This window comes from Quyinboa sediminis (genome assembly GCF_042219855.1).
Taxonomy (GTDB): Bacteria; Bacteroidota; Bacteroidia; order Bacteroidales; family UBA5342; genus JBHJHP01.
Genome location: NZ_JBHJHP010000001.1, coordinates 62,895 through 76,291, shown reverse-complemented (window position 1 = coordinate 76,291; position 13,397 = coordinate 62,895). Strand labels below are relative to the sequence as shown.

General features: G+C 36.6%; 12 protein-coding genes and 1 tRNA gene. 2 read left to right on the top strand and 11 right to left on the bottom strand.

Features of this window, described 5'->3' with window-relative positions; all coding sequences use genetic code 11:
• Positions 1-52: 52 nt before the first annotated feature.
• Both pyk and aroQ read right to left on the bottom strand, forming a co-directional pair.
• On the bottom strand, positions 53-1,480 hold the full coding sequence (gene pyk / locus ACE1EF_RS00370) for a pyruvate kinase (protein WP_375718609.1): 1,428 nt from the start codon (positions 1,478-1,480) through the stop codon (positions 53-55).
• A gap of 27 nt (positions 1,481-1,507) precedes the next feature.
• The gene (aroQ, locus tag ACE1EF_RS00365; RefSeq protein ID WP_375718608.1) at positions 1,508-1,930 is read right to left on the bottom strand and encodes a type II 3-dehydroquinate dehydratase; all 423 of its coding nucleotides are present in this window, start codon (positions 1,928-1,930) and stop codon (positions 1,508-1,510) included.
• Positions 1,931-2,060: 130 nt separating this feature from the next.
• On the opposite strand from aroQ, the gene xerD reads away from it, so the two are divergent.
• Positions 2,061-2,954, top strand: a complete 894-nt coding sequence (xerD, locus tag ACE1EF_RS00360) for a site-specific tyrosine recombinase XerD (RefSeq protein WP_375718607.1) — start codon at positions 2,061-2,063, stop codon at positions 2,952-2,954.
• Between the two features lie 2 nt (positions 2,955-2,956).
• On the opposite strand, the gene ACE1EF_RS00355 is transcribed toward xerD, so the two are convergent.
• From ACE1EF_RS00355 to ACE1EF_RS00345, 3 genes are all read right to left on the bottom strand, one after another.
• A complete protein-coding gene (locus ACE1EF_RS00355) occupies positions 2,957-3,622 on the bottom strand; it encodes a LysE family translocator (RefSeq protein ID WP_375718606.1) in 666 nt (221 codons plus the stop codon).
• 226 nt (positions 3,623-3,848) lie between these two features.
• Complete coding sequence (gene rprY, locus ACE1EF_RS00350; protein ID WP_375718605.1) at positions 3,849-4,538, bottom strand: response regulator transcription factor RprY; 690 nt, start codon at positions 4,536-4,538, stop codon at positions 3,849-3,851.
• Positions 4,539-4,540: 2 nt separating this feature from the next.
• Complete coding sequence (locus tag ACE1EF_RS00345) at positions 4,541-6,061, bottom strand: sensor histidine kinase (RefSeq protein WP_375718604.1); 1,521 nt, start codon at positions 6,059-6,061, stop codon at positions 4,541-4,543.
• Between the two features lie 261 nt (positions 6,062-6,322).
• On the opposite strand from ACE1EF_RS00345, the gene ACE1EF_RS00340 reads away from it, so the two are divergent.
• Positions 6,323-6,398: transfer RNA gene (locus tag ACE1EF_RS00340), tRNA-Pro, on the top strand.
• A 131-nt stretch (positions 6,399-6,529) separates the two neighbouring features.
• Here ACE1EF_RS00340 and ACE1EF_RS00335 read toward each other — a convergent pair.
• From ACE1EF_RS00335 to ACE1EF_RS00310, 6 genes are all read right to left on the bottom strand, one after another.
• Positions 6,530-6,691, bottom strand: coding sequence for a hypothetical protein (locus ACE1EF_RS00335; protein WP_375718603.1), 162 nt, complete (start codon positions 6,689-6,691; stop codon positions 6,530-6,532).
• 239 nt (positions 6,692-6,930) lie between these two features.
• On the bottom strand, positions 6,931-7,098 hold the full coding sequence (locus ACE1EF_RS00330; protein WP_375718602.1) for a hypothetical protein: 168 nt from the start codon (positions 7,096-7,098) through the stop codon (positions 6,931-6,933).
• Between the two features lie 35 nt (positions 7,099-7,133).
• On the bottom strand, positions 7,134-8,801 hold the full coding sequence (locus ACE1EF_RS00325) for a hypothetical protein (RefSeq protein ID WP_375718601.1): 1,668 nt from the start codon (positions 8,799-8,801) through the stop codon (positions 7,134-7,136).
• Positions 8,747-9,883, bottom strand: coding sequence for a DUF4249 family protein (locus tag ACE1EF_RS00320; RefSeq protein ID WP_375718600.1), 1,137 nt, complete (start codon positions 9,881-9,883; stop codon positions 8,747-8,749). Before ACE1EF_RS00320 ends, ACE1EF_RS00325 begins: the two co-directional genes overlap by 55 nt.
• Positions 9,873-12,641: a carboxypeptidase-like regulatory domain-containing protein gene (locus ACE1EF_RS00315; protein ID WP_375718599.1), complete on the bottom strand. Its 2,769-nt coding sequence runs from the start codon at positions 12,639-12,641 to the stop codon at positions 9,873-9,875. Before ACE1EF_RS00315 ends, ACE1EF_RS00320 begins: the two co-directional genes overlap by 11 nt.
• Entirely contained in the window at positions 12,638-13,249 is a 612-nt protein-coding gene (locus tag ACE1EF_RS00310) for a hypothetical protein (protein WP_375718598.1), read from the bottom strand. The genes ACE1EF_RS00315 and ACE1EF_RS00310 overlap by 4 nt, the downstream gene beginning before the upstream one ends.
• Positions 13,250-13,397: the final 148 nt, after the last annotated feature.

The window sequence follows — 13,397 nt, the reverse complement described above, 5'->3', positions numbered from 1 at the left end:
AATCTTTTTCATTTTGAAAAACAATAAACAGTGCCTTTTGTTCTGAAATTTCTTATTTATCGTCCTTTTGTGCCTGGAGGGGCTTTCCGGCTTCAAACAATTCAATAAATGTTCCGCCTCCAATACCAACACTACCGCCGAGATAAAGTACCAGATCCTGCTCCCTTATGAGCTTCTTACTAATCAGATCCTTGACAAAAGAACAGATATATTCCTTGCTGTTCTCGTCTGCAGGTAGATAGCTTGCAAACACGCCGTATGATAAAGCCAGTTCGCGCATTGTACGCTTGTTATAACATTGTGCATACACCGGGTTTCTTCCCCTGAAAGCAGCGAGTATACGTGCTGTCCTGCCTGTTGAGCTATCGGTAAGTACAGCTTTTGTATTTACCCTGGATGCGGCTTTTACAGCCTGTTTGCTTAAGAAAGCAGTCACATCATGATCATCATGAGAGAATGGTATACGGATATCGTTCGCTGCCATTTTTGTTTTCTCAGCCTCCTCGGCTATGCGAGCCATGGTTTTCACCGATTCTACGGGAAACTGGCCATAAGCTGTTTCACCGCTCAGCATCAATGCATCTGTTCTGTAATATATGGCATTGGCAATATCTGTGACTTCTGCACGTGTAGGGCGTGGATACTTAATCATGCTATGCAGCATCTGTGTGGCTACAATAACCGGCTTTTTAGCCAGTACACACTCCCTGATGAGATGACGCTGAATGCCGGGAATCTTTTCCTGAGCTATTTCTATACCCAGGTCGCCCCTTGCAACCATTACTCCGTATACCACATCAAGTATTTCATGAATATTTTCTACGCCTTCCTGATTCTCAATTTTGGCAATAATTTTTATTTTACTGTTTTTTGCATCGAGCAGTTTTTGAATATCGTTCACATCCTGAGCAGACCGTACAAAAGAATGTGCAATAAAATCAATATCTTTCTCAATGGCAAAACCAATATTACTGATATCTTTCTCTGTAAGGGATGGCAGATTGATGCGTACCCCGGGAACATTCACACTCTTACGGCTTCCTAACTCCCCGTTATTCAGTGCTTCACAGTATAAGTATTCATCATCTTTTTCAACAACCTTCAGATCGATTTCCCCATCGTCAATTAAGATGTTACTGCCAACTGACACATCATCAACAATTTTATCATAAGATACACAAATGCAATCAGATGAGCTTTTCACGCCCGGTGCACCTTTTAATTTTAACTTCTGACCTAAAGAAATTTCCAGCGACTTATCCAGCACTGTTGTCCTTATTTCAGGACCTTTGGTATCCATAAGGATCGCAATATCATCAGATACTTCTCTCACATTTGTAATAATCCTGTTGATACCTTCATGATCCATATGTGCGGTATTCATTCTTACTACATTCATTCCCGATTCGTACAGTGAACGTACAAATCCAACGTCACAACGAAGATCAGAGATCGTCGCTACAATTTTTGTATGCTTCATAATATAATAATGGAATTTCTGATACTATTAGTCTCTGCGTTTAAAACTTTCCAGAGCCAGACGATAAGAATCGAGACCAAATCCGCTTATAGAACCATAACATACCGGTGCTATAAATGAATGATGTCTGAAGGATTCCCGTTTGGCAATATTACTGATATGAACCTCTATAACCGGTGAATTAATGGCAGATATAGCATCTGCAATAGCTACAGAAGTGTGTGTATAAGCTCCGGCGTTTAAAATGATGCCGTCAAAGGTAAATCCTACCTCATGCAGTTTGTCAATTAATTCCCCTTCGGAATTAGATTGGTAATAACTCAGATCGAATGTGCTGAAATCCTGTTTAATTTTTTCGAAATATGCTTCAAAACTCTGGCTGCCATAAATATTCTTTTCTCTGACTCCCAACAGGTTTAAATTCGGTCCGTTAATTATTAATATCCTCATTTATAATATTTTATAAATTTAGTATTTCTGCTTTGCAAAAGTAATGCAAATATTCTGAATTTGTACAACAAAAGGATTACAGATTGAAAAAATTAAGAATTATCATTATTTTAGAACAAAATTATTAGTATTGAAAGAAGACTTAATCGTAAAGAACTTTAAAACATACCTCAGACTGGAAAAGTCCCTCTCTGAAAATTCAGTCACAGCCTATATGACGGACCTGCAAAAGCTCACCTCATATTGCGCAGATGCTGATCTTATGATAACAAAACTTTCGTACCGGGATTTAAGTGTTTTCATTGAATCGCTCGCAGATCTTGGTATATCTCCAAGAACCCAGGCCAGAATAATATCGGGTATTAAATCATTTTACAGGTTTCTTCTGCTTGAAAAAGTTATTGATGATGATCCTACGGCATTAATTGAAGGGCCTAAAACAGGACGAAAACTACCGGATGTATTAAGTGAAGCAGAAATTGATGCAATGATTTCAGCCATTGACCTTTCAAAACCTGAAGGACAGCGTAATAAGGCGATCCTGGAAACCCTGTATGGTTGTGGTTTAAGGGTATCTGAACTTACAGAGCTAAAAATTTCAGAACTCTACTTTGACGAATCATTCATCCGCGTCATTGGAAAGGGAAATAAACAACGGTTGGTTCCTATTAACAGGAAAGCATTAAATGAAATAATGCTTTATCTCCGAACAGACAGGGTTCATCTGGATATTGAAAAAGGTCACGAAGATTTTGTTTTTCTGAACCGCCGGGGGAAACAACTTACGCGGGTCATGATCTTTACCATCATTAAAAATCTGGCTGAGCTGGCAGGAATCCATAAAACAGTTTCTCCGCATACATTCCGCCATTCCTTCGCTACCGACCTTTTGGAAAACGGTGCTAACCTTCGGGTAATCCAGGAGATGCTAGGTCATTCCTCTATCCTGACAACGGAGATATACACTCATATGAATAAAGAAACATTAAAGAAGACAATTTCGAAGTTTCATCCTAGAAAATAGGACTATCCCACAACAATTTCAGGCAATAAAACACCGGTTAATTCCAGTATGGCATAAACAAGGCTGATAATAGAGAGAACAATAATAATCATTCCGGTAATGCGGTTTAAGCGCCATAATCCGCGAAGATTTATTTTTTTTCGAAAAAGACTGACAATAAATGACAGCGTTGACCACCACAAAATAGCTCCTGAAAAGATTCCCGGTATTACGATTAAGCGTTCTGCCATACCTCCTCCCTGCATCACCTTGAAACCAGCAAAAACTCCTATAAAAACAAAAATCAACAGAGGATTAGAAATCGTCAGGCCGAAAGTTGTAACCAAATCCTGGATAAAACTACCGGTGCCGGACTGTCGTTGAGCTTTACGTAACTGAATAGCAGGATTGGATCTGTATGTAAAATAGCCAAATACAACCATTACCAGACTACCAAAAAGCTGAATCCAGCTTTGCTGTTCCTTTACAAAATCGATAATATAGGAAATACTGAATCCAGCAATTATAGCATAAATCATATCGGAAAAGGCAGCTCCAAGGCCCGATGCCAATCCGGAAATACGTCCTTTATTCATGGTCCGCTGGATAATAAGAATCCCAATTGGCCCTAAAGGAACAGATGCTAAAAGTCCTATTATTATACCGTTAAAAAATTTCTCAATCAACATGGCCGCAAAGATCAAAAAAAATAAATACGTACTAAAACATTAGTACAATTTTCAACCTCTTTTTGTTCTATTTTTTCAGGTTTAAGAGATACAGGTTAAATGGACAGGCAAAAAAAAGACTGTTCCAAAAAGTCATTGACGAATTTGCTCTATAGCTCGCAGTGCTGCGCTCTCAACAATCCGAATAATGCTTTATGAACAGTCCTGTATTGTTCTAAAGAGAAGGTCAGCCAATTATCAGCTTATATCCCTTTCCATGAATATTGATAATCTCAACTCCCGGTTCATCTTTCAGATGCTTTCTTAACTTGGTAATATAAACATCCATGCTACGGGCATTAAAGTAATTATCATCAATCCAGATTTTCTTTAATGCATAATTTCTTTCCAGAACATCATTCGCATGAGAGCATAACAGTTTTAACAGCTCTGACTCTTTCGTTGTCAGCTTTACGGTTTCATTATCATCAGAAAGTGTCTGTTTCTGCGTATCAAAAGCATATTTACCAAGCTGATAAGTCTGCTGCTCTTTCTGTTTCACACCCGAAGTTCTCCTTAATATTGCTTCGATTCTAAAGAGTAATTCCTCCATACTGAAAGGTTTGGTCAGATAATCATCTGCTCCAATTTTAAATCCTTCCAGGATATCTTCCTTAAGCGACTTAGCTGTTAAAAAGATAATCGGAATTTCAGAATTGAGTACACGTATATCCTGAGCCAGGGAAAACCCATCTTTTTTAGGCATCATAACGTCTAAGATGCAAAGGTCATATTTTTGCTTCATAAAAGCATCATATGCAGCTTCACCATCTGGTTTTAACACGGTTTCGAAACCTTTTGCCATGAGATACTCCCGTAATAACATGCCAAGATTCTCATCGTCTTCGGCTAATAGAATTTTGAATTTTTCTTCCATCACTATGGGTTATTTAAGGGTAAACAAATTATGAATGTTGTACCTGTGTTTACTTCACTTTCAACGCGAATAGTTCCGTTGTGATCATCTATGATCTTTTTAACATATGCCAGACCAAGTCCAAATCCTTTCACATTATGAACATTTCCGGTTGGCACACGATAAAATTTTTCGAATACGCGTTTTAAATTTTCTTTCTTTATACCAATACCATTATCTTTAACACTTATGCAGAGCTTTTGTTTTTCATTCCATGTCTTAATTTCCAGTTGAGGCTCTCTGTGACAATACTTTAATGCATTATCAAGTAAGTTAAAAATAACATTTGTAAAATGCAGTTCATCAACCGACAGAAAACTTTGTTCCGCTTCAAGTTTTTCTTCAATATGGCCACCCTTACTATCAACTTTGAGCGAAAAGTTAGTAACTACCGAATGAATCAGTTCATTAATATCATATTCATTAAGTTTCAAACGGCTTTTATCTCTGTCAAAAATAGCCATCTGTAACACTTTTTCTACCTGAAATCCCAGTCGCTTGGTTTCATCATGAATGACCCTGGAAATATGGCTGAGGCTCTGAGGTGTTTTTGACACTCCCGTATCCTTAAGCATTTGCGAGGCAAGCGATATGGTTGAAATCGGCGTTTTGAACTCATGCGTCATGTTATTAATAAAATCATTCTTAATTTCTGACAACTTTTTCTGTTTGAACAGAATATAAATCATGAGCACAATTGACACAATAAGAATAGTTGCAAAAACCAGGGTTGGAGTCGCCAGTCTCATGGACTGGAAAATGTAACTTTTTTTGGTTGGGAAATAAACGGAAACAAAATGGGCTTTAGGATGAATATCATTGGGGAACAGATGTCTTTTATAAACCGCATTGATGTTTTTAATTCCTGCCGGATCGTTATTATAAACAGTATCCCCCTCATGATCCACGACGGTTACAAAAAATGGTAAACTGATACCGTTGTCTGAAAACTCATTGCTCAGTTCACTTTTTAACTTTTCCGGGTTGATCCTGTTAATAACCGGCCTGTCCTCAATATCGAGTAACTTTTGAATATGACTTAGTTTATCCCGCTTTTGCTTGACCCTTCCGTTTATCCTCTCATTAAGCTCCATCTGCCTTGAAGCAAATGTTTCCGGCTTATTACGGTTGAGATTAAGCCTGGGATTATTAGATAAATTCTGAATCGATTTTTCATATGTTCCAACCAGCTTGGGTTCACCATTCTCATCTTTGATCTGATAATTAAACCGCTCAGATTGTATTTTAATGGAATACTGCCCACCTCCAAGGATCGGCGCTGCTTCTGTTACAGTATCTTCTGCCAGCATTTCTTCAGTCTCCATAGTCTGAATTACCCTGGTAATACAATTATTTACGATTTGATTGAAAAGATCATTCCGCTCATGCACCATACGGGATACAAATACAAACTGTATAAAAAGCAAACCTATAAAACAGATTGCCACCACAGCTGCTAAAATCCATATGTAAAATCTCTTCATGAACACAAATATACATCTTGCCTTTGCATTGCAATATCGATTAACAAAGTTTAACAAGCACAACTTGCTAATAATCAAAATGTTATAAACTGTTAAAATCATTAATCATTTGATTTTTAACATTTTGAGATAATGTTAAATCGAGCCATCAGACTAAAAACAAGTACGCTGAAAAATTAAAAAACCAAAAAATGTAAACAAAAAAATGATTTTACTATATTTGCGCCTCGGTTAAAGGAAATCGATCCTTTTAACAAAATACGGGATGTAGCTCAGTCCGGTTTAGAGTACACGTCTGGGGGGCGTGGGGTCGCTGGTTCGAATCCAGTCATCCCGACTGACTGAAAATCAAAAGGTTATGCATTTTTGCATAACCTTTGTTTTTTATAGTCCGCCGGTTTCCCGCCGAAATTCCAGCGGTTTATTGTCAGAATCGACCAGTAAAAAATCCAGTGCACCATGCTTCGTCTATTCAAAATCATTGCCCCAGGCATCTATTTCATGCCGCTTTATCTTAACATGATTTTCAAGCAGAATATTTGCCTTTCCTTCTTCAGAATCAAAAAACCTCCACCCTGCTTCTTCAAGCAGCTTATTGATCTTAATTCTGGCATGGGCTTCATTATTCATTTAAAGGAAGTTTTTATAGTCTTAGTTTAGCAATTTAATGTCATCATTTTTTTCATACCGAGGGGATAAAATTATAAAAAAAAAGAACAGTTTATAACGAATGGATAAAGGAAACCAGCTTTGCAGTTATAATTAGGATAATTTTTACTTAAAAAAACCAAAGATGAAGTTCTGATGGTTTTTAAAAGTATTGAGGAAATATTCTTAATACTATGTCCTGATTTGATCTGACTTAAGTTTCACTCAAAGTCAAACCCTTGCTCCTTGAATTTCTCCCCAAGGGAACGAGAGGCTTTTAAAAACTCCTCCCGCTCCTCTTCTGTCATTTGTGCGAGCTCTTTTTCAAGTCTCTCAGCACGAGTTTCATTATCCTGACGGATTTGTTCTAATGATTTGGAGTTACTCATTTCGTTAATAAATTTTTTGCTGATCACTTGGTTATTTACTTATCTATATTTAATACATAGGTAGCAGTTCTTATATGCCCCATGACATCGAGACCCTTAAAGGATAGAACATATTCCCCTGCAACAAACGGTTTTGCTATTTCGATTTCCTCAAACTGTCCTTCTTGTAGTACAATATCAGGTTTCCAGTAGCCATAATCAACCAGAACATTTGCAGATTTCTCCATTTTCGATATCTTGCATGAAACATCGGGTGTTAAAAAGTCAACATTAAATACTCGGTGATTACCCTTCAGTTTCATGCCTGCCAGATTATTCTCTTTACTTATAACATTTATAATGCCTCCAAAAAGATATTCGCCATGTCTGTATAGCGATCTGACCAGTTCAATTTTTGAAATTTGCCTGACATTAATACTAAGGAAAGTCTTATGATCATATACAGGTACTCCATCAATTAACAATAATGGTTCATAACCGGCATAGAAACTGTTTTTCTGAACAATCTCTATTTTCTTCTTATCTCCTTCAGTTCTCGAATAGGTACCGGGGATAAGTTCCAGAATATAATCTTCCATTGTTGGTAGCTGTATAAAATTATCAGGTTCAATGGAATAATCTGGTTCGCCATAAAACCAACGCATAGTGACAGAGTCTTTTATTTGTTTAATATCTGATGTAAAGTATGCCTTTAGTTGAGAGACTTTAAAAATCTCCAGGGCTGTATTCTCATAGGCATCAGAAATCGTATCCAATCTGACAACACTATTTTCAAAATGAGTTAATTCTGTTTTTGGAATTCGATATTGGTTGTCTAAAGTAATCGAAACACTGTCTGATGTATGAGCTGAAATTATGATCTCCATTGATGACATCGGAAAGGGAAAGTACATTTCAAATTTTCCTTTTTCATTGGTTGAACAGGATAAAAACATGCCTGGATTTGCCAGAGTTGAGAAATCAACCCTCTTAAAAGCTTCCGGATTACCCGTTCTCTCATTCATGATCTCACCGGTAATCAAAGCTCCTCTTTTGTTCACATCAGGGTCATCAACCATTGTTTTCGTCTCAGCTGTTTTACTGAATGAGAGAGTAGAAACTGCAGGTGATCTTGCAAGACTTAGTGAACCTTCCACTTTCATCCCAACATTGTGCAATTGAACAAGCAAGGTTGAAGGTGATTCAACCCTTTCATCATTCTTTATTGTTTTTACAATGATCTCATCAGAATCTGAAGTTTTGGAAGAACTGACAATGCAGGGAGGAAGCAGGTTGCCCTTATAAACTACAGAAATAAGTTGCATTGCGGGAGTAATATACAAACCAGACCCTGATGCATATGCACACAAAATATAATTTCCTGCGTCAAGGTCAGGTGGAAGTTCAAATGAATTATATGTTACCGGGAGGTGTAGATTATATTTTGCACCTTTTATTAACCGGCTGTCCAATGTCAATAATTCAATCGTTAGAACCTGTCCCAAATCTCTCAGGTCATTTTTAAAAATCACAGCAAATTGTACCTTCTCTCCTGATGCATAAATTTGTCTTTCAGTGTTGAACAAAAATGCAGCTTTTTCATGCTGTGCAGCATTAGCAATGCCGTAAAACAAGCATAAATAAAATCCTATATTTACCAGTATTAATCTCATTCCCATATCCAAAAATCCGGAGGCTCCAAAGTTCCTCCTCTTAATCTGCAATCGTAACACATTTGATGAGCAGTCCAGAATGCACCATCTACAATGGTAATATACTGAGGATACTTTGTTGTATCAGGAGTAAAACCCATTTCCATCTCATATAATTCACAATACAAACCAAGCCTGAATTTCATGCCGTACTGATCATCAATATAAATTCGCTTTTCCTTTAACGCTGCAACTTCAAAAACACCGAGAACTTCTTCATCTGAATCTAACTTATGAATGTTCCCTTTTACATCAGCTGGTTGAGTCTCATATAATCCACCATTATCCTGATTATTCTTCTTTAGTGTTTCCCAAAAGTTCCAAACCTTCTCACTCACAGTCAACTGTCGCACCAGAAACGTATATTTATAGTACAGCCTTTGTGTTGTATTATCCACATATTGCAGTTTATAGCCATTAAAACTGTTTTCTGTCAGTGGTGCAGTGGATAAAGTAAATATTTTGTTTACAGGTGTTGTTTTGTAACAATGCTTTAACGATTCATCTCTTCCAATATGAAGTTCTCCGTCATAATAAGCATCGAATATAAACGGGGAGTAATCTTCCCAGGTTTCAATAACCTCGTATCGCATATAGCGTCCATCATTGTCACGTCCTCTAATATCCGCGTAATACTGTACGCCTTGTATTGTATCTGATCCATCATAATTTGCTTTATCATCGCGTTCTCCATACACAGATGTGATTTCTGATGATTCTTCGAAACCTTCCTGATCAGATTCGTACACTCCCCTGTTTGGAACATTCAATCTAAGAAAATAAGTGATTGTAGTATCAATCTGACCGGCACTAATCTCCAGTTCATATCGACCTGCATACGTTTCATGATAATTGTATACTTTTCCTTCGCTACTGATTAATTCTACATCGCAACCAGACACTTCATTAGTTGAAGGACTCCCAGGGTCCGTGGCATAACTGATTTCAACAAAAGAAGTTCCAGGTTGATCCGTTAAAGAGCCATAAATAACCAGTGGTCTTTGATCATCATTCTTTTCACGCGAAAAATGATAACTGTCTATACAGCTGTTTAATAGTAATAAGCAAAATATCGACAACAAACTAATTCGCATAATTACCAAGTTTAAATATCCATGACACAGTAAAAACAGGAACACTAATAACTGAATAAGTATAGCCGTTCATCCTGCCGTTTTCATTTTTAAAAAATATGGAGTAAATATTATCTCTTCCAAACACATTATATACATTGAACAACCATGAGCTATGAAGAAATTTCTGTTTTTTTAAATTCCCTTCAATGCTTAAAGAAAGATCTGTTCTTATATAATCTGGAATTCTGTAATGATTTCTGTCCGAATAATTTATCAGAGATATTCCGTTTAGAAACCACAAATCTTCCGGTAATGTAACAGGTCTTCCTGTATTATATACGAAATTCCCGGAGAACATAAATCTTCTGTTGTATCTAAAAGTGGTTGCAAGGTTTAAAACATGAGGTCTGTCAAAATTTGCGGGATATCTGATTCCATAATTAATATCTTCCCAGTTATTTTCACCATTCACTTCCATAAAAGACCTGCTGTATGTATATGACAACCAACCGTTGAAACGGCCTCCTTTTTTCTTCAATAAAAACTCAGCTCCATAAGCCGTGTTTGTTCCGGCCCGGGTAACCTGTTCAATATATTCATTGCCTTTAAAATCGGCACCATCTATATATTCAGGAATATTTACATTTCTCCGGGCAAATAACTCTACAGATGTTTCCAGGCCGTACCATGGAATGGTTTTATAGAATCCAATGTTCACCTGATCACCAATAAGAGGTTTAATATGATAATCTGACAATTTCCACTGATCACCTGGTGCAATGGCTACAGTATTGCTTAACATAAATATATACTGGCTTGTTCTGTTATAGGAGAACTTAAATGCATCATATTTTCCGGGCTTATATGTTAAAGCAAATCTTGGTTCAGGGTTAACAGATGAAGCACTGATTTCACCATTCCTAAAATGTAAAGTATCGGTTACAAATAGACCTTCAGGTGGTGCATCCTTAGCATACTGAAGTACATTACCTCCCCCCACCATTTGATAAAAACTAACTCTAAGTCCGGCATTGAAAGATAGTTTCTGATTCACATTCCACTGCACAGAACCATATACGGCACTTTCTAAGCCATTTTCTACAGGAAGATTCAATTTACCGATATGTGAATCGGTGTTAAATGGGACCAGATCTCCCCTTCGATGATTGTATAAAATTGAGCTTATACCTGCCTGAGCTATATAATTTTTTGAAGATATATATTGTAACTGGCTGTTAATCTGATACTGTCCCAACCCCCATTCCTGAGTGTATGCAGACGATTTATCTGCTATATTACTGTTAAGTGAAGTGTATTGCATTGCCACAGCTTCTGTATTAAGTTTCAATGCTCTGCTAATACTGCTGTTCCATCTTATGGTACTCCCAAGTGTTGAATACTGATGTTGGTTCAGACTGGCAATTTTTATATTATCCTTACTGTAATATGCAAATATCCGAAGATTATTCTTGTCAGAAAAATCCTGATTATACGATAATAAAAAATCGCCAAAACCTGCTTCACTGTCCCTGATATCAGGTTCTTTTACCTGTTTTAATAAAACATCAGACCATGTAATTCTGTTGCTGAACAATATGGCACTTTTATCTTTCACAACAGGAGATTCCGCTGTAAAAAATACAGAGACAGGACTAATACCACCATGGGCTTTAAACTGCTTTCTGTTACCTTCGCGTGTGGTAATATCAAAAACTGAAGATAAACGTCCACCATATTTAACCGGAAGATTACCTTTATAAATATTGAAATTATCCAGTGCATCTGAATTAAAAGCTGAGAAAAAACCGAGCAGGTGTGAGGTATTATATACGGGTAATCCGTTAATTAGAAACATATTTTGATCCGCATTCCCTCCTCTTACATTTAATCCTGCCGATCCTTCTCCTACCGTCACAATTCCCGGCAACAACTGCGATGATTTTAATATATCACGTTCACCCATAAGAACAGGCATGTCCCGGATAGATTCTAATTCAACCTGTTCAAGTCCTGTAACTGTTCTGTTTAATAATGAATTGGTTTCTCTCTTTACCTTTATTTCTTTTAAGGAGATTATGCTGGGGTACATTTCCACTGAAAATTGGCCATCGCCCAGTACATTAAAATTAATGTTTTGTGATTCAAAACCAACAGAAGAGATTCTAACTGCATAATTTCCTGGATATAATGAAAGTGAAATGATACCATTAAAATCAGAAACAGCTCCCTGCACTGAATTCTGAATACTAAAGCTTACCCCGATTAACGGTTCTCCTGTATCGGCGCTGGTAACCCTACCGCGGACTAAAACCTTGTTTAAAGAACCTCCTCCTGGTTTTCCGATTGAAATCTGCTCAGGCTGGTCTGGTTCAATGCCATTCAAAACTCTTTGTTGTAAATAATCTTCTTTAGCATCCAAACTGTCAGATTCCGTTGATGCAGCTGTTTTATGAAGAAGAGATAACTCATCAGTTACCAAAACGTCTTTTAATACAAAAATGTACTTCCCAAGTGTTGTATAATTTAAACTATAAGCAGTTAAAATGATTTCTAATGCTTCTCCAAAATCAATACTATCTTTTTTGTATGTAATCCTTTCGGATGGTAAATCTGAATCCCTATACACAAATTTAAAACCTGTTTGACTTTCTAAATCTGTAAATACTTCAATTAATGAATTATTATGTAATCTTAGACTTACCCTGGCATCAGCGTTTTGTGCATATAACTGGGGAAGTAATAAAAAAAATAATATGCTGTATACCCACTTAATCATTTATGATCCATTGAATTAAGATATCTTACAAGTTCGATTTTGGCTGAATTTTCATACCACCTCCATAAGATAACATGTTTTTTTACATAGGATTTCTGAACATCCATATTTTGTTCAGAGAGAAATTTTATCATTTTTTTACGGGAGTTTACTTTTTTAATGGCATCATCCTTTTGTAGATACCAACCATTCTGCTTTTTTGTATATTTAAATGATTGCTGTTGCTGATCGATAACTCTTCTGTTTTTTGTGATAATATATAAACTCAATTTTCCTGTACTGACCCTTTTTAAATATCCTCTGCCATTCTCGATTTTATCGGACCAGATAAATTTTGTTCCATCCACAAAAAAACTATCAACCTTTTGATGTGGAATGATGATTTTTGAATAGGAAGATTTTTCACCAGTTTCTATAATTAACAACTGCCTGGTGATATCAATATTTATAAGTACATCCTCAAATCCCATCTGTCCCATATAAATAATCCCCTTTCGGAAACCGTTTTCAAATAAATATGGTGATCCCTTGGTTACATTTAAATCCGGAATGTAGATCTTTCCACTGAAAATTTCAGGTGATATTCCGTGTCGCTCAACATTTACCATCTGTATATTACATTGACTACTGCTGTTCGCGAGCAAAGAGAACATACATAGTAATAACATGTAAAAACGCAGGCAGAAATATTTGTCTTTATTCAAAATTGTGTTTCTTGTAACAAAGCTTAAAAATAGCTAAATGATTAGAATCTAA